Origin of the sequence: Citrobacter sp. C348 (genome assembly GCF_047467975.1) — a bacterium.
Classification (GTDB): domain Bacteria; phylum Pseudomonadota; class Gammaproteobacteria; order Enterobacterales; family Enterobacteriaceae; genus Citrobacter; species Citrobacter gillenii.
Genome location: NZ_JASJUJ010000007.1, coordinates 131,776 through 152,094, shown reverse-complemented (window position 1 = coordinate 152,094; position 20,319 = coordinate 131,776). Strand labels below are relative to the sequence as shown.

The 20,319-nt window shown below is 52.3% G+C and carries 18 protein-coding genes and 1 pseudogene; 5 read left to right on the top strand and 14 right to left on the bottom strand.

Features of this window, described 5'->3' with window-relative positions; genetic code table 11:
- Window positions 1-14: 14 nt before the first annotated feature.
- The 5 genes from adrA to QNN86_RS14660 all read right to left on the bottom strand — a co-directional run bounded on the left by adrA (window position 15) and on the right by QNN86_RS14660 (window position 4,857).
- Window positions 15-1,130 carry a diguanylate cyclase AdrA gene (gene adrA, locus QNN86_RS14680; protein WP_414211438.1) on the bottom strand — a complete coding sequence of 372 codons (1,116 nt, stop codon included), beginning with the start codon at window positions 1,128-1,130 and terminating at the stop codon, window positions 15-17.
- 99 nt (window positions 1,131-1,229) lie between these two features.
- A complete protein-coding gene (psiF, locus tag QNN86_RS14675; RefSeq protein ID WP_096758111.1) occupies window positions 1,230-1,550 on the bottom strand; it encodes a phosphate starvation-inducible protein PsiF in 321 nt (106 codons plus the stop codon).
- A gap of 97 nt (window positions 1,551-1,647) precedes the next feature.
- Window positions 1,648-3,063, bottom strand: a complete 1,416-nt coding sequence (phoA, locus tag QNN86_RS14670; RefSeq protein ID WP_181499032.1) for an alkaline phosphatase — start codon at window positions 3,061-3,063, stop codon at window positions 1,648-1,650.
- 106 nt (window positions 3,064-3,169) lie between these two features.
- Window positions 3,170-3,412: a sigma-S stabilization anti-adapter protein IraP gene (locus tag QNN86_RS14665; RefSeq protein WP_181618776.1), complete on the bottom strand. Its 243-nt coding sequence runs from the start codon at window positions 3,410-3,412 to the stop codon at window positions 3,170-3,172.
- Between the two features lie 248 nt (window positions 3,413-3,660).
- The gene (locus tag QNN86_RS14660; RefSeq protein ID WP_181629257.1) at window positions 3,661-4,857 is read right to left on the bottom strand and encodes a multidrug efflux MFS transporter; all 1,197 of its coding nucleotides are present in this window, start codon (window positions 4,855-4,857) and stop codon (window positions 3,661-3,663) included.
- A gap of 301 nt (window positions 4,858-5,158) precedes the next feature.
- On the opposite strand from QNN86_RS14660, the gene ddlA reads away from it, so the two are divergent.
- Window positions 5,159-6,253 (top strand): D-alanine--D-alanine ligase, encoded by a 1,095-nt coding sequence (ddlA, locus tag QNN86_RS14655; RefSeq protein ID WP_096759461.1) that lies wholly within the window; start codon window positions 5,159-5,161, stop codon window positions 6,251-6,253.
- Between the two features lie 22 nt (window positions 6,254-6,275).
- Here ddlA and QNN86_RS14650 read toward each other — a convergent pair whose 3' ends face one another.
- On the bottom strand, window positions 6,276-6,494 hold the full coding sequence (locus tag QNN86_RS14650; protein ID WP_115259258.1) for a DUF2754 domain-containing protein: 219 nt from the start codon (window positions 6,492-6,494) through the stop codon (window positions 6,276-6,278).
- 264 nt (window positions 6,495-6,758) lie between these two features.
- On the opposite strand from QNN86_RS14650, the gene QNN86_RS14645 reads away from it, so the two are divergent.
- Complete coding sequence (locus QNN86_RS14645) at window positions 6,759-7,082, top strand: DUF2755 family protein (RefSeq protein ID WP_115259259.1); 324 nt, start codon at window positions 6,759-6,761, stop codon at window positions 7,080-7,082.
- On the opposite strand, the gene QNN86_RS14640 is transcribed toward QNN86_RS14645, so the two are convergent.
- Complete coding sequence (locus tag QNN86_RS14640) at window positions 7,067-8,170, bottom strand: DUF1615 domain-containing protein (RefSeq protein ID WP_096758117.1); 1,104 nt, start codon at window positions 8,168-8,170, stop codon at window positions 7,067-7,069. The two genes, QNN86_RS14645 and QNN86_RS14640, sit on opposite strands and share 16 nt — an antisense overlap.
- A gap of 14 nt (window positions 8,171-8,184) precedes the next feature.
- Window positions 8,185-9,405, bottom strand: a complete 1,221-nt coding sequence (sbmA, locus tag QNN86_RS14635) for a peptide antibiotic transporter SbmA (protein ID WP_414211433.1) — start codon at window positions 9,403-9,405, stop codon at window positions 8,185-8,187.
- Window positions 9,406-9,787: 382 nt separating this feature from the next.
- Here sbmA and ampH point away from each other — a divergent pair, with 382 nt between their 5' ends.
- Entirely contained in the window at window positions 9,788-10,945 is a 1,158-nt protein-coding gene (gene ampH / locus QNN86_RS14630) for a D-alanyl-D-alanine-carboxypeptidase/endopeptidase AmpH (protein WP_096758119.1), read from the top strand.
- A gap of 1 nt (window position 10,946) precedes the next feature.
- Here the strand turns inward: ampH and iprA are convergent, their stop codons facing one another.
- Together iprA and QNN86_RS14620 are read right to left on the bottom strand one after the other, a co-directional pair.
- Window positions 10,947-11,570 (bottom strand): hydrogen peroxide resistance inhibitor IprA, encoded by a 624-nt coding sequence (gene iprA / locus QNN86_RS14625; RefSeq protein ID WP_414211431.1) that lies wholly within the window; start codon window positions 11,568-11,570, stop codon window positions 10,947-10,949.
- An 82-nt stretch (window positions 11,571-11,652) separates the two neighbouring features.
- Complete coding sequence (locus tag QNN86_RS14620) at window positions 11,653-14,499, bottom strand: autotransporter outer membrane beta-barrel domain-containing protein (RefSeq protein WP_414211429.1); 2,847 nt, start codon at window positions 14,497-14,499, stop codon at window positions 11,653-11,655.
- A 492-nt stretch (window positions 14,500-14,991) separates the two neighbouring features.
- Between QNN86_RS14620 and hemB the strand changes: the two genes are divergently transcribed.
- Window positions 14,992-15,966, top strand: coding sequence for a porphobilinogen synthase (hemB, locus tag QNN86_RS14615; RefSeq protein WP_182270329.1), 975 nt, complete (start codon window positions 14,992-14,994; stop codon window positions 15,964-15,966).
- A gap of 81 nt (window positions 15,967-16,047) precedes the next feature.
- Here hemB and tauD read toward each other — a convergent pair whose 3' ends face one another.
- The 4 genes from tauD to tauA are packed head-to-tail and all read right to left on the bottom strand — an operon-like array spanning window position 16,048 to window position 19,460.
- Window positions 16,048-16,899 (bottom strand): taurine dioxygenase, encoded by an 852-nt coding sequence (tauD, locus tag QNN86_RS14610; RefSeq protein ID WP_414211426.1) that lies wholly within the window; start codon window positions 16,897-16,899, stop codon window positions 16,048-16,050.
- Window positions 16,896-17,723 (bottom strand): taurine ABC transporter permease TauC, encoded by an 828-nt coding sequence (gene tauC / locus QNN86_RS14605; RefSeq protein ID WP_137362714.1) that lies wholly within the window; start codon window positions 17,721-17,723, stop codon window positions 16,896-16,898. The genes tauD and tauC overlap by 4 nt, the downstream gene beginning before the upstream one ends.
- Window positions 17,720-18,487 carry a taurine ABC transporter ATP-binding subunit gene (tauB, locus tag QNN86_RS14600; protein ID WP_414211424.1) on the bottom strand — a complete coding sequence of 256 codons (768 nt, stop codon included), beginning with the start codon at window positions 18,485-18,487 and terminating at the stop codon, window positions 17,720-17,722. Before tauB ends, tauC begins: the two co-directional genes overlap by 4 nt.
- 10 nt (window positions 18,488-18,497) lie before the next feature.
- Window positions 18,498-19,460, bottom strand: coding sequence for a taurine ABC transporter substrate-binding protein (gene tauA, locus QNN86_RS14595; RefSeq protein WP_115259271.1), 963 nt, complete (start codon window positions 19,458-19,460; stop codon window positions 18,498-18,500).
- Between the two features lie 341 nt (window positions 19,461-19,801).
- On the opposite strand from tauA, the pseudogene QNN86_RS14590 reads away from it, so the two are divergent.
- A pseudogene (locus QNN86_RS14590) lies at window positions 19,802-20,296 on the top strand (TOBE domain-containing protein); the annotation flags it as partial.
- Window positions 20,297-20,319: the final 23 nt, after the last annotated feature.

Below are 20,319 nucleotides of genomic sequence, written 5' to 3'. Positions count from 1 at the left end.
TGGGCAACCGGACGTCAGGCCGCCGCTTCAGTGCGGTTACGTCCGGAATTCTTTGCTTTATAAAGCGCCATATCCGCCGATTTCAGCCATTCTCGATAGTGTTCCGTTTCTGAAGTCAGCGGTGCAACGCCGACGCTGATACGCAGAGCAACCTGCGGAGCACAGGACAATCGCAATAGGCTGAGTCGTTCGTGGACACGAGACATGGCGGCGATGGCGCTGCTCGCCGGGGTACCGCACATAATCACAGCAAATTCATCGCCACCAAAACGCCCTATTACATCGCTGCCGCGCAGCGTCATCTGCAACTGACGCGTTAGCGCGACAATAGCCTCATCGCCAACGTCATGGCCCCAGGTATCGTTAATACTTTTGAAGTGGTCGATATCGATAATCAGTAACGTGGCATCGCGCTGATGACGGCGGCAGCTATCAAATTCATTGCGCAGCAAAAGCTCCCAATGGCGTCGGTTATACACACCGGTCATACCATCTCGCGTGCTCATCACCTGCAACCGACGCTTGTGCTCTGCCAGCTTGATGACCGTCTGATAGCTCACCCACGCAAACAGCAGCGGATACAACAACAACACCGGCAGCGACAGCATCACGCTCAGTTGCGTACTGCTAAATGCCACGAGGATATCCGTCAGTTGCAGAGTGACCAGACATGAGACAATCGTCAACACCAGACCGGCGATGAATAACCGTATTCCTCCTGCGCCCATCAGGTTGATACAGATAATCATCAGTAGAGCCGTCGATGGTAGCAGGTTTACCCCCATCAGCCCGATCCACATTCCGGTCAGAATCGCATCGGCTTTTAAGTTGGTGAATTCGCTATGCATCGGGTCATCTGCTTTGCCCGCCAGCTGCCATGCCAGATGCGGCCAGACAAAAGCCCATCCTACCAGTAAAAGCCACCAGCCTCCGGTGATCGGCTGAGACACCAGGACCGACGCGATAGGGAAAAACATCCCGCCCAGTCCCACCGCGCGCGGCAGCCTGATCCGTCGGGCAAATCGCAGTCCGGAGCGCTGATGGTCATTTTGATGAAGCGATAAAACCGCTTCATTTGGGACGACCTTTTTTTGATAGAAACTTTCATCATTCATCGTATTTAGGAACATTCTGAAACAAATTTCCCAAATTATAGAAAGTAGGACGTGCGCGGGAGTATGATATTTCGGGTGAGCGAATTTCGCTGCTCACCCTTATGTACTACGCAATTACGCTGCTTTTTTCAGGCAGGCACTCATAAATTTGTTGCGATCGTCACCTTTCAGCGACTGCTCCGTTGCCTGAACATTACATTCACGCATCTTCTGTTGCTGTGGCGTCAGGCTTTTTTCCTCGGGGGCCGATTTACTGTTTTTCAGGCAATCACTCATATAGCTCTTACGCGCATCCCCTTTTAAGGTCTGCGCTGTGGCCTGCTGGTTACAGGTGGTCATTCGTTGTTGTTGCGGGGTTAGCGTTTTCTCGGCGGCGCCAACAGTCGCTAAAAAAAGCAGACCAAAAAGCAACGTCATGACTAATGATATTTTCATAGCACCTTCCTTTTCTGAACGACGAGACACAGATAAGTCTGGCTGCTAACGATAAAAAAACCACCCGACAGCAAAAGTAATGCCGCCGGGAGTGTACTTATTTCAGTCCTAAGGCCGATTTCATGGTGTAGAACAGATCGGTCTGGTCGGTCAGACCAACCACATTCGCCGCATGCGGCCCATAGGCAGCAATACGCAGTTGGCTACCCGTATGCTCCTGAGATTCTTCTTCAGAGTTGCCGTAGCTGATGACCATCACCGCGCCATCTTTGGTGTTCAGCGCCTGAGTCAGGCCCGGCGCTTTGGTATCTGGCGCCACTATCTGGCTGGCATGCGCGTGATCGGCGGTTACCACCACCAGCGTATTACCGTCTTTCTTCGCAAAGGCCAGCGCGCGCTGTACGGCCTCATCCAGATCGACCGTTTCGCCAATCTGTCCGCACGGGTTAGCAGCATGATCCTGTTTATCGATTGACGCGCCTTCCACCTGCAGGAAGAAGCCTTTTTCATTTTTGCTTAACAGCTCAATCGCTTTATCCGTCATCTGTGCCAGCGTCGGCACCGTGTCGTTGCGTTTGGCATTTGGCGTACAGGTCACAGCCGGCTTATCAATGTTGCCATGGTACGAGGCTTTCGGTCCTTCCCAACGCACTGGCATATTACCTTCAGAGAACAACCCCAGCAGCGGTTTATCCTGACTGGCATCAGTGATTGCCGCAAGCGATGCGGCGTCGCTCACCAACTGATAGCCGCGCATCTGCGCCTGCTCACGCAGCGTCTTGCCCTGCCATTCACCCGCAGCAGCGGTTTCCGCAAACGTTTTTGCCCCGCCCCCCAGCGTGACGTCGGCACGAGCATTCAACAATTGTTCAGTAATTGACCCTTTACCGCCGTTTTCCAGCGCATTAGTCGGGCATTTTTCACGGGTCACGCTCGGACCGTAGCATTTACGTGACGTCACATGCGCAACCAGCGCAGCCGGAGTGGCATCCTGTAATTCAGCAGTAGAAACGTTGCCGGTAGCCAGACCTGCGGCTTTTGCCATTTCCAGAATCGTGGCGTGATCTTTTTCATGGATATCAACGCCCAGCGCACCATTATAGGATTTCACCCCGGTGGTCCACGCCGTTGCCGAGGCCGCTGAATCTGTCACGTAATCGGGTTTACCCGTTTTCTTATCCAGCGAATAGTGGGTGTATTGTCCAGTCAGGGGTAGCGCATCAATCCCTTTAAAAAAGCCGCCCGCGCCTTCGGCATAATTTCGCGCTGCAGTAATTTCTGAGTCACCCATACCATCGCCGATCAGCAAAATAATATTTTTAGCCGGTTTATTAATCAGTGAATCACGCAAAGCGGCCGTTTGATCGCCGGCTAATCGGCGGGCGCCACCCGGCGTGGTGATATCCCCCTGAGCGGCGCGATTATCCATAACCGGCACAGCAGATGATTCTGCATAAATAACCGGGGTAAACAGCAAAGGTAACAGGGCAATAGCGAGTGCGCTTTGTTTCACTTTATTTTCTCCATGTATAAATACGGTAAAATTAAAACAAAGCGACTATAAGTATTTGATGTGACACTTTTATGATGATTTATCGTCGTGAGGCGCTACCCAAACCTCAATACGCTTTGGGTACCCTCTCGCCTACATCATGCAAGGTTGTTAAACAGGCTGGCATGCGGCTTACGCCTGCCAGTGCGCCCTCAAGATGACGAATCAGTGTTTGCTGCTCATGCGTCGCCATCGTATGCAGCATTTCCATGATAACGCGCTCTAAGGTTTCTACCTGAGCGGCGAGATCCTGTGACTCTTCTTCTTTTTGGGCGAGCTTAAGTAACAACTCAGTGACGAGATTTTTCATTTGTGTATTCCCTTAACAAAATATGGGTCACGGTAGCATTATGGCTTCCAACTGCCTAGGGGATGAAAGTTGTATTTTTAGCAGAAATAAAACGTTTTGCGAAAACAATCACACCGCAAAATAAGATGAATTGGGAATTACGACAGAATTATTCAATATAAAAGGGTGAGAAGCTTAATAATCACCCAGTAATATAATACAAACTTATGGATAAACCCCGCTGACAGCCAGCGGGGTTTATTCGCCATTCAGCGCGTGCGACGCCGACGTCGTAACGCGACAGCCAGTTGCCAAATGTTGATCAGCACAATGCTCGCGGTCGCGATAAACACCCAGCGAAAACCCGCCATGGCCGACACAGTGGCTCCCATTAACGGTCCGGCGACGTTGCCCAGATACATAAACGACTGGTTATAGCCAAAAATACGCCCAGTTACCTGGTCGCTGGAGTATTTCACCAGTAGCGTTTGCACGGCAGGAAGCATTGCGCCATCGGCAAAGCCTAGCAGGAAACGCAATACCCCCAACTGCAACGGCGTTGTGACCCAGGACATGGCGAAAAACAGCACCACGGCAAAGATAAGCGTCGCCATGAGGATCCGTTCAGTTCCCACCCGATCGCCTAATTTGCCCAGCCGGGGGGCTGAAATCAGCGCCGATATGCCTGGCACCGAGGCAATCAGCCCACTAAGAAAGGCAATATTGCCGCTGTCTGGCACCATCGATTTAATAAACAGTGCCAGAATGGGACCAATTGATCCGTTGCACAACTGGATAACCAGGGTAGTAAAAAACAGGCTGATCACCAGCGCCGGATAAGGCAACGAGGCGAACACAGCCTTGCCGCTTAAGCGTTCACTTTTTTTAATCGTTGGGCGTACACCCTCTTTAATGAAGAATAGCGTGACCAGGAAACTGACCACCAGCAGCCCGGCGGTAATACAAAATACCGCTCGCAAGCCCACGTGGTCGGCAATAAAACCGCCCATCAGCGGCCCACCAATCACCCCGCTAATTTGTGCAGTAGAGAGCGTACTTAGCGCCCAACCGCTACGCTCACGCGGGACTTGCGACGCCACTAACGCCATCGCATTGGGGATGTATCCTGACGTTAATCCCATCACACCACGCAGCAGGAAAAGCTGCCAGACATTGGTGGCAAAGGCCTGCAATAAAATCGCAATCGCCATCCCCAGCGAAGCGCGCAGCAGCATCAGCTTACGCCCTTTGCGGTCGGCTAAACTGCCCCACATCGGCGAAACAATGGCAGAAATCAGAAAGGTGACGCTAAACGTTAACCCGGACCACATCGACAGCGCTTCATGCGAGGTCACCCCGAGCTGGGAGACATAGAGCGGTAAAAAAGGCAGGATTTGGCTGATCGCCAGTCCGGTAAAGAAGCACCCGAACCAAACGGAAATAAGGTTAACTCTCCAGGATTCCATAGGGACTCATAACGATAAGTAGCTGAAAACTGCGAGCAGCTTAACAAATTACGTGTCCGGACAAGGGCCCAGAGGTGCGATACCTCACAGTTTAGTATTTTATCTCCCCGCTCATCATATTTGTGATATTCATCACACATAACCCCTATTTATTGCAGGGGAATATGCTTTGAGGCTCCAGCGCAGATTTGTGAGTTTCCTTTCCCTGGCGACGCACGAAAACATTCTGCCAGAAGCCGAGGAATCCTGCGTTTTGTCGTGGTAATGTATGTGCTTTGCATTCATGGAATGGGTTTTTAAGATGGCAAAGTTGCGGGTAGGAATCGTATTTGGTGGTAAATCAGCAGAACATGAAGTGTCATTGCAATCGGCAAAAAATATTGTCGATGCCATCGACAAGACTCGCTTTGATGTTGTGCTGTTAGGTATTGATAAAGAAGGGCAATGGCACGTCAGCGATGCCAGCAACTATCTACTTAATGCCAACGACCCGGCGCGTATTGCGCTGCGTCCTTCGGCAACCAGCCTGGCGCAGGTACCGGGAAAGCAAGAACACCAGTTGATTGATGCGCACAACGGTCAGCCGCTGCAAACCGTCGATGTTATTTTCCCGATTGTGCACGGTACGTTGGGCGAAGATGGTTCCCTGCAAGGTATGCTGCGCGTGGCAAATCTCCCGTTCGTCGGTTCCGACGTGCTGGGCTCAGCGGCATGCATGGATAAAGACGTGACTAAACGTCTGCTGCGCGACGCCGGATTAAACATTGCCCCCTTTATTACGCTCACCCGCGCTAATCGTAATAGCATCAGCTTCGCAGAGGTTGAATCGCGCCTGGGCCTGCCGCTGTTCGTCAAGCCGGCTAATCAGGGCTCGTCCGTTGGGGTCAGCAAAGTCACCAACGAAGCTCAATATAACCAGGCCGTGGCGCTGGCATTTGAGTTCGACCATAAAGTGGTGGTGGAACAAGGGGTCGTTGGTCGTGAGATCGAATGCGCGGTGCTGGGGAACGATCATCCGCAGGCCAGCACCTGTGGCGAAATCGTTCTGAACAGCGATTTTTACGCCTATGACACCAAGTACATTGACGATAACGGTGCCAAAGTCGTGGTCCCGGCGGCCATTGCGCCGGAGATTAACGACAAGATCCGCGAGATAGCGATCCAGGCTTACCAGACGCTGGGTTGCGCTGGCATGGCACGCGTAGATGTGTTCTTAACCGCGGAAAATGACGTGGTGATCAACGAGATCAACACGCTACCGGGCTTCACCAATATCAGTATGTATCCAAAACTGTGGCAGGCGAGCGGCTTAGGTTATACCGATTTAATCACCCGTCTGATCGAACTGGCGCTGGAGCGTCACGCGGCAAACAGCGCGCTGAAAACCAGTATGTAAACCCCGCCAGGGTGCCCGATAGCTATTGGGCATCCTGCGTTTCGTCATCTTCCGCGCGGCGGCGGATAATCAATCCGGCAAGCCAAAAGCTAATCACCCAGGTAACCAGCCCTACCGCATAGGTTTGCCACCCCTTCGCTTCAAAGCCCAGTAATCCCACCACCCCGTTGAGAATAAAGATAAGCCCAATAGCAAACGCGTAGTAGTGCCAGTCGCGGCGAAGTTTTACAGGCAGGTTCATAACAGCTCCGGGGATCACAACGTTATAAAGACGCATCCTCGCACATTTCTCTCTGGCGGTCTGTGGCGTAGGCAGAATTTCTTAGATGTAATCTAATTTCACTTAAGGTTACATATTTGTGATGGCAGACAAAAAACGAAATCCAGGAATAATCCCTGGCTGAAATTACCATCATTCTGATATTGACAATCCCCATCACCTGTCAGACTCACTGTCAGTTACTGGCATTACGTCAAGAAAAGCAGGTTGTTGCTGGAGGTCTTTATGGCTGATTTTACGCTCTCAAAATTCCCGTTTAAGGGCAAGCATCGGGATCCCTCCTCGCTGACCGGCAACATTGTCTATGCCGTCTTTGTGCTGTTTTGCTTTTGGGTCGGGGCGCAGGTATTAACCCTACTGGCTCACGCACCCGGTATTTATGAACAGCTAATGCAACTGCAAATGCAGGAGAGCGGACGCCCGCACATCGAGATCGGATTGGGCGTAGGAACAATTTTTGGTTTGATTCCCTTCCTGGTCGGCGGTCTGATTCTTGGCACCATCGCAGCCGTGTTGCACTGGCGCCAACGCCATCACAAAGATGACTGACCCATACATTTTGCCCGTCGCTCATCCACCCGTTTCGCAAACCACGCGGTGGTCAGATTACGGGTAATCTTTGGACTTTCGAGCTGAATACCCGGCAGCATTTCGCGGGGTAAGGTTTTGCCCGTTTTCGCTTCCGCTAGCTTATACACGTTCTTGTACAACGCGGTCTCTTCAAACGCGAGGCTGTCACCTTTTTGCAACTGCCGATGGATATCACTCTCGCTCATGTCCAGCTTCCCGGCCAGCTTACGTACCGCCAGCTCTGTTTTGCCCGGATCGTTACTGTCGTAGCGAATCAAATCACCGTCCAACGCCAGTTTCACGCCGCTGGCCTTAGTCACCGCGTTCTGGAAAGCCGCATTACGACTGGCGTACCAGCCCGCATTAAAATCAGCGAAACGGAAGATAGGCGCGCTATAGTTCGCCGGGTAATTCAGCAAATGATAGGTCCCGAACCACAGCCCACCACGACGGGTGAAGACTTCCTGACGTACCGTCCCCGCCATTTTCCACGGATAGCCTGAAGCGTGTTGTTCAGCAAACGCGATGCTGACCTGCATCGGACCGCCTGTATGCACCGGATTAAGCGAACCGAATAGCGTCTGCCCCATCGGCACCATATTGATAAAATCATCAAAAATAGCGCTAAGCTGCTTTTCCGTTTTTACCGAATCCAGACGCTCGCTGTAGGTTTTGCCGGTCGGCGAGTTAATCTTCAGCGCGGTGTGCACCACAAACAGCGGAATATGCATGCGCTCAGCGCGGCGGTCGATCTCTTTCCAGGCTATTTTATTTAAGCCCGGTACCGCCGGGTCCGCCTGATAGTTAGACTCCTGCTGCGCTACCGCCAGCACCGAACAGACATTCTCAACCGTCGGTGCCAGCTTCTGGCTTTCAAACGTCCTGGCCAGATCCTGCGCCCAGGCGTCTCTGTCCTTCACGCTGGCCGGCATCTTCTGACGGACCACGCTCGCCACATCGACGGCTTTCTCCCCTTTTTTTAACGGCTGCGAAGACTGGCTACTGCATCCCACCAGCACCAACGCCGCCAGACAAGACCAGGGGTAAAGACGGGAAACCGTCGACATAACATCTCCTTTTGTTAGCTAAGCGTATGGGTTACGGCCTGAATATCCTGACCATCCAGCTCACGTTCGAAGCTGCGCAGACGCTTATAGATAGACATTAATTCCACTAACGTCGTCCAGGAGTTAATCAGATACTGGAACGATCCGCGCACCTGACCAAACACGTTGGTGATTTGCGTCATCAGACCGAGCGTAATCGTACCGGCAACAATTGACGGAAACAGCAGGAACAAACCGAAAACGTTATCCACCTGCAGGTAAAGAATACGGGCGATATTAAAGTACATATAGTGAAAATAGAGGCGGAAATAGTTCTGACGCACCGCGTGAAACAGCTCGCGCACGGTCGGCGGCGTTGCGCGATTAGCATCATCTTCGCCGTAGACCAGTTCTTTACGGTAAGCAGCTTCCACGCGCTGGTTTTTAAACTCCAGACCCGGGAGTTTGATCCCCACCACCGCCAGCAAGCCGGTGCCCATCAACGACCAGACAATGGCAGCAATCACCAGACCATAGGGAACATGGCCAACAATCGGCAGATCAGGGACATGCGCAGACAGCGTGACCAGCACCGGTAAGAAGGCAATCAGCGTCATAATCGCATTGATAAAACTGACGCCCATATCTTCCAGCGTAGAGGCGAAGCGCATGGTGTCTTCCTGCACACGCTGCGCGGCGCCTTCGATATGACGCAGATGCTGCCAGTGCGCCATATAATGTTCGTTCATCGCGGTACGCCAGCGGAACACGTAATGGCTGACGAAGAAATTGTTCATCACCCCAATTACCACGGCAATCAGCGCGATGCCAAGGAAGATCCCCACTTCATGATAGAACTGTTCAATCTTCACCTTATGAGGAGCGCTCAGTGCGGTTTGAATCAGGTCATAGAACGGCGCATACCAGGCGTTGACGGCAACCCCGACCTCAACCAGAAACCAGGTCACAAAGATAATCAGCGACGTGCCCAATATGGACCAATACTGCCAACGGTGTGGACAGTAGATAAACCAGAACGCGGCGAACAGGCCGACGCAGAGAAGGTAATATGCATAAAAAGTCAGATAATCCAGCGACCAGAACCGGGCGGCGCTGATAGGCACATCACCCGATACGCCGGTGATATGTGCAACCCAGGCTCCCCCACCTGCCTGCCAGAATACAACGGCGACCAGTGCCCAAATAAATGCCGAAATAAAGAACGGTCCCGGCTTTGGGAAAAAAGACGTAAACATAGTGCTCTCCTGCTAACTTCTTATCGTTATGACGACTGCTGTGCATTTGCCCGCGTGAAACGATGGCAAGACGGCTAACGCCCAATAAACACATGCTGAAACCGACAATTGTGACCAGAACCGACGCGCTTAGTTCGCTACCGGCCCGGAAGAATTGTTTCTATGGTTTTCATACCTGACAGCGTTCCGGCATATTCAGATTATCGCAGCGTGAGATCACAAAAGCGAACATCCACTCCGGGGGAAAAGGTAACGTTTACTCATCGTTACGTTTTTCACACTATGATTGGCGTAATAGCACTTTGCAATATGCCGATGAGTAGTATAAATACGCATACGCACGTCATCCTTTTTTACTACCCCTAACTCATGGACACCACCGTTGAAACGTAGTCTGCTTTTTTCTGCCGCGCTGTGTGCGGCGTCATTGACATCTGTCCAGGCGGCACAGCCTATCACCGATCCGGTCTTCGCCTCTGATATCGTCGATCGTTACGCCGATCATATCTTCTACGGCAGCGGGGCGACGGGAATGGCGCTCGTGGTCATTGACGGTAATCAGCGTGTATTTCGCAGCTTTGGCGAAACACGCCCTGGCAATAATGTTCATCCGCAGCTGGATTCGGTGATCCGCATCGCCTCAATTACCAAATTGATGACCAGTGAAATGCTGGTCAAATTACTCGATCAGGGCACGGTAAAACTGAACGATCCATTGAGTAAATATGCACCGCCCGGTGCACGAGTCCCGACCTGGCAGGGAACGCCGATCACGCTGGTGAATCTGGCGACTCATACCAGCGCCCTACCCCGCGAGCAGCCAGGCGGTGCGGCAAAACGCCCGGTATTTGTCTGGCCAACGCGCGAACAGCGCTGGAGTTACCTCTCTACCGCCACGCTGAAAGCTGCTCCCGGATCGCAGGCCTCCTACTCGAATCTGGCGTTCGATCTACTGGCCGATGCGCTGGCAGCCGCGTCCGGTAAGCCTTATCAACAGCTGTTTGAAGAGAAAATCACCCGACCGCTCGGGATGAAAGACACCACGTTTACGCCTTCACCCGATCAGTGCAAGCGCCTGATGGTCGCCGAAAAAGGGGCCAGCCCGTGTAACAATACGCTGGCGGCTATGGGCAGCGGCGGCGTCTATTCGACGCCTGGCGATATGATGCGCTGGATGCAGCAGTATCTCTCTTCAGACTTTTATCAGCGCAGCCAGCAGGCTGACCGGATGCAGACGCTGATTTATCAGCGTACACAGTTAACCAAAGTAATTGGCATGGACGTGCCAGGCAAAGCCGATGCGCTGGGCCTGGGCTGGGTCTATATGGCACCGAAAAATGGCCGCCCGGGGATTATTCAAAAAACCGGTGGGGGTGGTGGATTCATTACCTATATGGCGATGATCCCGCAGAAAAACGTAGGGGCCTTTATTGTGGTCACCCGTTCTCCGCTGACCCGATTTACCAATATGAGCGATGGTATCAACGATCTGGTGAGTGAGTTGAGCGGAAACAAACCCCAGGTTATCCCCGCATCCTGATTTAGTACTCAAAAGGCAAACGGTTAATATTCACCAGTTTGCCTTTATTCATTTCAATGTAGCCGCCTTTACGCAGTGCCGCGAGAATTTCTGCGACGACAGAGCGTGAAATACGTGTTCGTTGGTGGATATAGTTCATAACACCAACGCGAGAGCGCAGTAACTCATCCCATTTCATCATGGATATCAGCGTGGCGCGGATTTGCTCATAGGAGTTATTGCCAATTAATTGCAGGTCGCGTAATTCAAGCATGCAGTGCTGCCATGCTAACCAGCTAAAGGCCTCGCGCCATAGCTGGCATTGTTCAATGATATTAATCGTTTGGGACGCGGGCAGATAATAACCCGTACAGTAACCTTCTGTTATTAATCTATATTGAATATCTGTTTTCATCACACCATCAGCAAGTCCCATAATAAACGGTGCCTGTGTAATGCCAACCAGTATGGTTTCTCCTCGCCTCAGCGAGACAACCCCCTTTAAAACAACAAAAGTGTCGTTTTTATTTACATCACTGGAATATATTATTTGTTTTTCATTTTCATATTCAAAACGCTCGCCATATTTCGACAAACATTTATCCAGCTTACCAAATTCCAGAAAAGGCTTATCTACAGATAACATTTACGCATTCCTTGCATAAAAGCCCGTCAAATCCTTGACGGGCTTATTGGGATTAAAATACCGAGTCCTCTAATAGGAATTCTTACCAGGTATATTTAACGCCTGCATTCGCAGACCAGTCTTGATCGACATCACCACCGCCGAGGTAGCTGGCATCGGTATATGCGCTGAAGTTTTTGGTAAAGCTGAACTGAGTACCCAGTCCAACACGTACCGCAGAACCTTCTGTACCATTGTCGATGGAATCACCGTTGACGTTAGCATCGTTACCCGCATCGTCATAAACGTAAGCCAGTTTGAAGTACGGAGTCAGTGCCTGGTCATCGCTGTAAGCGAAGGTATAACCGGCATCAACACCCAGTTCATAACGCATGCTGTCATAAGACTGACCGTCAACTTTCATGTCGTTGCTCAGCTTATAGTCATCACCAGACTGGAACAGACCGGATACGCTACCGTAAGGCGTCACGTAACCTGCGTCACCCAGTTTCAGGTCATAACCCAGTTTCAGACCGAAGCCCCAGGCATCAGAAGCACTGCTACCGTCAACGTACTGACCGTTGCTCATGTTAGCAGACAGATCGTTGTTGAAATGAGAGTAGTTCAAAGAACCATCAATAAAGAGGTTGTTTGCGAAGCGAGCAGAAGAGTAAATATAGGCAGTCTGGCTATCCTGATCCACCTGTCCGCTGTTATCGCTTACGTCACCTTTCGCAAAGCCTGCTGCGGCACCGACAATCCACTGTGCATTGTTACCGTCAACTTTGGTATCAAGGCCGACCATGATGCCGTTAACGTCCTGATCGTAGTTAATGGTGCCGTTGTCGCCGTTGAAGCTGCCGCCGAAGTAGCTCACCCACGCGCCACCGTTATCCGCCAGACCGTGACGTGCATTGGTCAGACGCGTACCGACAGTATCCTGTTGCAGGTTCCAGATGTTGGTATTTGCAGACGGGATGCTCAGCGCCATGTTCGCGTAATCCGTCAGTTCCATCTGTTGCATCACAACAGTGTTGCCCACCTGTTGAGCCTGATAGGTGTATGCACCCAGGTCAGCTTTGTTTGCCGCAGAGAAGGTGGCGTTGGTGTTGACATCATCAACGTAAATCAGCTCTTTGCCTTTATAGTCAGCAACGGAACCAGTACCCGTCGCGTTATCAATGCGAACTTTGTAGTTACCGGTTGCAGCTGTAACGTTGTCGCTGGTGCTGCTGGCATCCGCTTCGTCACCGCTGTTGATATCGCCATTGCCGTTGACGGTCAAGTGACCATCAGAATTCATCGCAATCACACCGTAACCGTAGTTAGCCTGAGTGGTATCCCAGGTACGATCGTTGACGAGGTCAGAATTCAGCACGTAGTTATTGCTGTTAATGTTGAACACACCGGCGTACACGTTGCCGTTGTTATCAGCAACATTACCGCTAGTCAGTTCCAGTGTACCGGCAGTGAACAGGCTGGATGCGCCGTTGTTGCTAGTCTCGACATTCAGCATACCGCCGTTAGTTGCGGTAATGGTGTTGGCATACAGAGCAGTGCCCGTCCACGCTGAGCTGACGTCATCAGACAGCGTCACGGTACTGTTCGTGTTAATCGTCAGATGATCGGTATCCACTGCGCCGTCTTCGCCGATATTCATCGTAGAAGCGCCATTTAGCGTAATGGTATCAGACGTTAAGTAAGAACCGTCGGCAACATTCACCTGAGAGCCGCTGTTGATAGCCAGGGTATCAATCAGAGACGTTTTGGTGGAATTCCAGACTGAACCGTTATTCAACGCGATATCAAACACACCGCTCTGGAAGGAGTTTGCACTGTTAACACGGTTCCAAGAATCAGAACTTGTCGCACTTGGATCTAAGCTGTTAGCCGCAATGTCATAGAACTGGGAAGGGGTCACAACGGTGTCGTAATCAATATACGCAGCACCCGTCCAGCTGGTGTTATTCAGCGTCAGGTTCAGGTGATCGACGTTTTGATCATCATCTGCCCAGCCGCCGTGGGTATATACCGAGGTGGACCCATCAACCAAATGACCTGTAGGGTCAAAATTACTGTTCCAGGTACTCGTAAACAGAACATCGCCTAACAGCTGAGAATTATTCAGCGTGACGGTGTTTACCATACGGTTAGCAGAAGCGCTGTTATCGGTGAACGATAACGCAACATCATCCAGGGTAGAAGAATTACTGTAATCACTCGGCTCGGTAGAATTACCAAAATGTCCGGTTGATTCATTGGCAGTATAAGAACCCGATGTGACGGTTGAGTCATTTACTGTAATGGTGTTATCCCACTGAGTTGCGCCAGTGGTGTACGTAGCATTCGTGGTATCACCCTGTTCCAGGCTAATACCCGCAACCCGCGAATTATTGCTAATATTGATGGCGCTTTCGACATCCAGCGTTACAGCCGTTCCCAGTCCTGCAACAGAGTATGTTTCATAGACTGATTTCGAATTGGTACCATCCAGATAGGTATCGGTGTAATAGAATGCTTCATAATCATCATCAATCGTAGAGTGATCGATATTTAACATGAAGACATCACCGTCAACCCAATCATGAGCAACGGCATCCCCAAAGCCAGATACCGGCTTAGAAGTAATCATACCGTGAATATTGGAATTGGTTACATTGACAGTATTTGCCGTGCTGTCTGCGTAATCGCGGTTCAGATAATACGTAGAAACAACGCCATTAACCGTATCACCAGAGAATGCGGTATCAAAATAGCTGCTATCCGTTGCAGGGTTGTTATAAATATAACCACTGTAGGTCAGGTAGTCAGTATCTAACGCGCCATATGACGTCGCGTCGTCATGAAAAGCAAAGGTATCATAAGTCGTCGCATTCGCCTGAGAAGTGATTGCCAATGTGCAGGCTAATGCTAATTGTGAGACTACGAGTTTCTTTTTCCAAGTGTGCATTTGTCATCCCTCCTCAGGGACGTAATATAGTTGATCCATCAATTATTAATGCATAGTAAACATATTATGTTTCGCCGAAAGATTATGCGGTGCCATAGATAAAAGGTTCAATTATTCTTTACTTTAAGTCCGAATGCGGACAATAAACGAAATACAAACAAAAAAAGCATAAACCTTTTACTTTCAGTAAATTATGGGAAAATTAATAAAATAAACCATACAATACAATGATAATTAAAAACAAAACCACAAGGACAGCAAATAAACACACGCACAATGAAAGGTATTTAATCAACGATTAAACAAAATCAAACCCACAGCAAAACCTATTGATATTAAAAATGATAAATTCAATAAAGTATAAATAGCGCATATTAAATTTTTAAAAATACGGTACGCGGGTTTTACTCGCATAAGGCCAACTTTCGTAAAACACCCACACACAGGTTGAGGTATACTACGGCCTTCGATTCCACAAACATCAGGCATACCATGACAGACCTAATCCAACGCCCTCGCCGCCTGCGCAAATCCCCTGCGCTGCGCGCCATGTTTGAAGAGACAACACTCAGCTTAAATGACCTGGTGTTGCCGATCTTTGTTGAAGAAGAACTCGACGATTACAAAGCCATCGAGGCCATGCCCGGCGTGATGCGCATTCCAGAGAAACATCTGGCACGCGAAATCGAACGCATTGCCAACGCCGGTATCCGCTCGGTGATGACCTTTGGTATTTCCCACCATACCGATGACACCGGCAGCGATGCCTGGAAAGAAGACGGACTGGTGGCTCGCATGTCTCGCATCTGCAAGCAGACCGTACCGGAAATGATCGTCATGTCCGATACCTGCTTCTGCGAATACACCTCGCACGGTCACTGCGGCGTATTATGTGACCACGGCGTGGATAACGATTTAACCCTCGCTAACCTCGGTAAACAGGCAGTGGTTGCCGCCGCGGCGGGAGCCGACTTTATCGCACCGTCCGCCGCTATGGACGGTCAGGTGCAGGCTATTCGCCAGGCGCTGGACGCCGCGGGCTTCACCGATACCGCGATCATGTCCTACTCCACCAAGTTCGCCTCCTCTTTCTACGGCCCATTCCGCGAAGCCGCGGGCACCGCGCTGAAAGGCGATCGTAAAACCTACCAGATGAACCCGATGAACCGTCGTGAAGCCATTCGCGAATCACTGCTGGACGAAGCCCAGGGTGCAGACTGCCTGATGGTGAAACCGGCCGGTGCATACCTGGATATTCTGCGTGATATTCGCGAACGCACCGAACTGCCGATTGGCGCCTACCAGGTCAGCGGCGAATACGCGATGATCAAATTCGCAGCCCTGGCAGGGGCAATAGATGAAGAGAAAGTGGTGCTGGAAAGTTTAGGCGCGATCAAACGCGCGGGCGCGGATCTGATCTTCAGTTACTTTGCCCTGGATCTGGCTGAGAAAAAAATTCTGCGTTAATGACGCGGTGTTGCCGGATGGCGGCTTCGCCCTGTCCGGCCTGCACGCCGGGGCCCGGTGGGCAAAGCGCCATCGGGCACGTTAGCTCGCACGATAGTAAGGTTTGTCTCCGAGAATCGTCGCCCGGTGCATAATGCGCCGCTGCGGCAGATAGTCTGCATTGGCATAATGCTGCGTCACGCGGTTATCCCAAATAGCCACATCGTCAGGCTGCCAGCGCCAGCGTACCTGAAACTCCGGTTTGGTGATGTGGGCAAACAGGAATCCAAGCAACGCCTCACTCTCTTTTTCCGTCACATCGACAATCCGTGTCGTAAATCCCTCATTCACAAACAGCGCCTGTTTGCCGCTCACCGGATGCGTTCGCACTACCGGATGCAGCAACGGCGGGTGCTTTGCCACCGCCGCCAGCCAACGCTGATGCTCTTCTTCGGTATTACGGTATTTGAACTCCTGGAACGATTTACGGAAATCATGTTCGGCCCGCAGGCCGCTCAGCAATTGGCGAAAAGGTTCTGAAAGCGCTTCAAAAGCGGCAATGCCGCTGGTCCACAGCGTATCGCCACCTGTTGATGGCAGCTCTTTTGCCGCCAGAATCGCCCCGGCAGGTGGCGTCTCAATAAAGGTTACATCGGTGTGCCAGTTGTCGTTATCCGGCGGATTGTCGTTGTGAGTATCGAGGACGATGATCTCCTCAACGCCCTGCGCATGCGGGTAAACCGGATGGATATGCAAGTCGCCAAAACGCAACGCCAGCGCCCGCTGCTGCTGTGGTGTGATCGCCTGCTCGCGCAGGAACACCACCTGATGACGAAGTACCGCGTGGTACAACTGTTCAAACTGGTTATCGCTCAGCGGTCGCGTCAAATCCGCCCCGGTGACCTGCGCACCTATATAGGGCCCCAGCGGGATAATGCTCAGACGTTCACTCATTGTACTTCTCCATGCCAGGGCGTCAGACGGCGCTGAAGCGCACGCAAACCCAATTCTAAAATAAAGGCGATCACGGCAATCACCATAATTCCCGCCAGCACCACATCCGTTGCCAAAAACTCACCCGCTGACTGCACCATAAACCCCAGACCTCGCGTCGCGGCAATCAGCTCCGCCGCCACTAATGTCGACCACCCCACACCCAGTCCAATCCGCAGCCCGGTAAGAATTTCCGGCAAAGCACCCGGTAAAATTACAAACCACAATACCTGTGCGCGGCTGGCCCCCAGCGACTGGGCGGCCCGCACCCGCACCTGCTGCACACTTTTGACGCCCGCCAGCGCAGACATCGCTACAGGGGCAAAAATCGCCAGATAGATCAGCAGGATCTTCGAGGTTTCGCCGATGCCAAACCAAATAACCATCAGTGGCAAATAGGCCAGCGGCGGTACCGGACGATACAGTTCGATGATCGGATCGACGATCCCGCGTACCGTCGGACTCAGCCCCATCGCGATCCCCACCGGCACGCCGAGCAGCACCGCGGCCAGCAGAGCAATGACGATACGCGTCAGGCTGGCGGCCAGATGCTGCCACAGCGTGGCATCCATAAAGCCCTGCGGTCCGGCAATGACGATAAGTTTTTGCAGTACCTGCCCCGGCGGCGGTAAAAACAGCGGGCTGATGAATTGCAGTGCCGCCACTGCCCACCACACCACCAGAAGCACGCCCAATGTGCCAACACTTAACGTCATCTGACGTGAAAGCGGCCAGCGCCAGCGCAACGCACGCGGACGGGGTTTGTCGTTAATCACCACGCTCATGAGAACGCCTCCCGTTGCGCGAAAACGCGGCCTAGCACGTATTCACGCATGGCAATAAACTGCGGATCGGATTTAATGCTGCGACTCGGCTCCCCGGCCACAAAGCGGCGGGCGAAATTTAGCGGTAAGCGTTCCAGCACCCGGCCCGGTCCCGGAGACAACAGCACCAGTTCGGTCGCCATAAACACCGCCTCTTCGATATCGTGGGTAATCAGCAGCACCTGTTTGCCGGTCTCCTGCCACAGCGTCAACAGCAGGGTTTGCATCTGCTCGCGGGTAAAAGCATCCAGCGCGCCAAAAGGTTCATCCAACAGCAACAGTTGCGGATTTGCCGCCAGCGCCCGGGCAATGCCGACGCGCTGACGCTGACCACCGGAAAGCTGCCAGATAAAGCGCTTTTCCGCGCCTTCCAGCCCAACCTTCTTCAGCATGTCCTGCGCGATGCCTTGACGCTGTGACTTCTCTACACCGGCCAGTTGCAGGCCTAATCCGACGTTATCCTGTACGTTACGCCACGGCAGCAAGCCTTCGTTCTGGAACACCACGCCGCGTTCGGCCCCCGGGCCTGTTACTTTTTTACCCGCCAGCACGATGCTGCCGTGCTGATACGGCACAAACCCGGCAATCAGATTCAGCAGCGTGGTTTTGCCGCAGCCGGAAGGCCCGAGCACCACCAGCAGTTCACCGCCGTCGAGCGTCAGGTTGATGTCGTCCAGCACCGGCTTTCCGTCATAGCGGGCGGCAAGATGAGAGATTTGCAGCATCAGCGCCCCCTTATTGCACGAAGCGATCGGTAACGTACTGACTGTAATCCGTCGCCACAGCGGGCACTTTGCCCTGATCTTTGAGGAACTGCGCGGTGTCGATAATCGCTTTATTCACCGGTCCGGTCAGCTCGGCGGTTTGCTGCTGCGGTGTCAGGTAGGTGTTACCTTTTACCAGTCCCGGAATATCCGCTTCCGGCACGCCGCTTAAGCGCGACAGCTTGCTGATGTTGTCCGGCTGCTTTAGCCATTCATCGGGATCAGTAATATAGGGCTGTTGGGCATCAATCGCGCTTTTGGCAAAGGCCTTCACCACCTCAGGATGCTGCTCGGCAAAATCTTTGCGCACGACCCACACGTCCAACGTCGGCGCGCCCCACTCACCTACTTTCTCCGAGTCGGTTAACACCTTGCCGTCTTTTTCCAGCGCGTTCACCGCCGGTGCCCAGACGTAGGCGCCGTCAATATCCCCGCGCTGCCAGGCGGCAATAATCGCTGGCGGCTGCAGGTTCACAATCTCCACCTGACCGGGCTTGATGCCCCAGTGTTTTAACGCGGCCAGCAGGCTGTAATGGGTGGTGGAGATAAACGGCACGGCAATACGTTTACCGATCAAATCCTCAGGTTTGTTGATGCTTTTCTTCACCACCAGCGCCTCGGAGTTACCGAGTTTGGACGCCAGCAGGAACACCTCAATCGGTACCTGTTGGCTGGCCGCAACCGCCAACGGGCTGGAGCCAAGATTGCCAATCTGTACGTCGCCAGACGCCAGCGCCCGCACGATGCTCGCCCCGCTGTCGAACTTACGCCAGTCAACGGTGGCCCCGCTCTCTTTAGCAAATGTGTTATCCGCCTGCGCCACTTTGGCCGGTTCAGCGGAGGTCTGATACGCGACGGTGACGTTCACCGCCTGCGCCTGAAATGCAACCACTGCCAGTACGGCAAGGAGTGTATTACGCGATGATATAGCCATGATTGTCTGCTCCCCTGTCTTGTTATGTGGGGCAGTATTTCGTTACGGCACACTTTGATAAAGGAATTAAAAATTCTGGCTAAGAACAAAGCGTTTTTAGAAAAAAAGCGGCAATAGTTAGCTATTTCGCTCATGACAGATGGAATTCGTAGGCCTGATAAGCGCAGCGCCATCAGGCACTGTTGCCGGATGGCGGCGCAAGCGCCTTATCCGGCCTACAACACCTGCAAATTATTGCGATTTTGTTACATTCGTTACATAACAGCATCCCGGTGATTGCCAGCGTAATGCGGGCAGGCATCATAGACGCTATTGTCAGACAAGAGAGCAAGAAAATGATCCAGTTTGATCTTACCTCGCTGTAAGTGACCCACGATCAGAGCGAAGCTTTCACGGTGTCCGACACCGTACTGGTGATGAGCAAGGGACACATCATGCAGATCGGCTCACCGCAGGATCTGTACCGCCAGCCCGCCTCGCGCTTTATGGCGAACTTTATGGGCGATGCCAACCTGTTCCCGGCCGCGTTCAGCGAGGCGTTTGTCGATATTTACGGTTATCGCCTGCCAAGGCCGCTGCATTTCGCCACCCAGGGAGAAGGTACGGTTGGCGTGCGTCCGGAGGCAATTACGCTCAGCGATCGCGGCGAGGAGAGCCAGCGCTGTGTGATCCAGCACGTCGCCTATATGGGGCCGCAGTATGAGGTCACGGTAGAGTGGCACGGGCAGGAGATTCTATTGCAGGTCAACGCCACGCGCTTACAGCCTGACGTCGGCGAGCAGTATTACCTCGAAATCCACCCGTACGGCATGTTTGTGTTAGCAGATACCGTGTGATTGATGCCGGGTGGCACACATTG

Coding starts and splice junctions, on each gene's coding strand:
- QNN86_RS14645 (WP_115259259.1), top strand. CDS start 6,759: ATGGCTGATTTTACGCTCTCAAAATTCCCGTTTAAGGGCAAGCATCGG.
- QNN86_RS14650 (WP_115259258.1), bottom strand. CDS start 6,494: ATGAACCTGCCTGTAAAACTTCGCCGCGACTGGCACTACTACGCGTTT.
- QNN86_RS14660 (WP_181629257.1), bottom strand. CDS start 4,857: ATGGAATCCTGGAGAGTTAACCTTATTTCCGTTTGGTTCGGGTGCTTC.
- hemB (WP_182270329.1), top strand. CDS start 14,992: ATGACAGACCTAATCCAACGCCCTCGCCGCCTGCGCAAATCCCCTGCG.
- QNN86_RS14665 (WP_181618776.1), bottom strand. CDS start 3,412: ATGAAAAATCTCGTCACTGAGTTGTTACTTAAGCTCGCCCAAAAAGAA.
- sbmA (WP_414211433.1), bottom strand. CDS start 9,405: ATGTTTACGTCTTTTTTCCCAAAGCCGGGACCGTTCTTTATTTCGGCA.
- adrA (WP_414211438.1), bottom strand. CDS start 1,130: ATGTTCCTAAATACGATGAATGATGAAAGTTTCTATCAAAAAAAGGTC.
- tauD (WP_414211426.1), bottom strand. CDS start 16,899: ATGAGTGAACGTCTGAGCATTATCCCGCTGGGGCCCTATATAGGTGCG.
- tauA (WP_115259271.1), bottom strand. CDS start 19,460: ATGGCTATATCATCGCGTAATACACTCCTTGCCGTACTGGCAGTGGTT.
- ddlA (WP_096759461.1), top strand. CDS start 5,159: ATGGCAAAGTTGCGGGTAGGAATCGTATTTGGTGGTAAATCAGCAGAA.
- iprA (WP_414211431.1), bottom strand. CDS start 11,570: ATGTTATCTGTAGATAAGCCTTTTCTGGAATTTGGTAAGCTGGATAAA.
- psiF (WP_096758111.1), bottom strand. CDS start 1,550: ATGAAAATATCATTAGTCATGACGTTGCTTTTTGGTCTGCTTTTTTTA.
- QNN86_RS14640 (WP_096758117.1), bottom strand. CDS start 8,170: ATGTCGACGGTTTCCCGTCTTTACCCCTGGTCTTGTCTGGCGGCGTTG.
- QNN86_RS14620 (WP_414211429.1), bottom strand. CDS start 14,499: ATGCACACTTGGAAAAAGAAACTCGTAGTCTCACAATTAGCATTAGCC.
- tauB (WP_414211424.1), bottom strand. CDS start 18,487: ATGCTGCAAATCTCTCATCTTGCCGCCCGCTATGACGGAAAGCCGGTG.
- tauC (WP_137362714.1), bottom strand. CDS start 17,723: ATGAGCGTGGTGATTAACGACAAACCCCGTCCGCGTGCGTTGCGCTGG.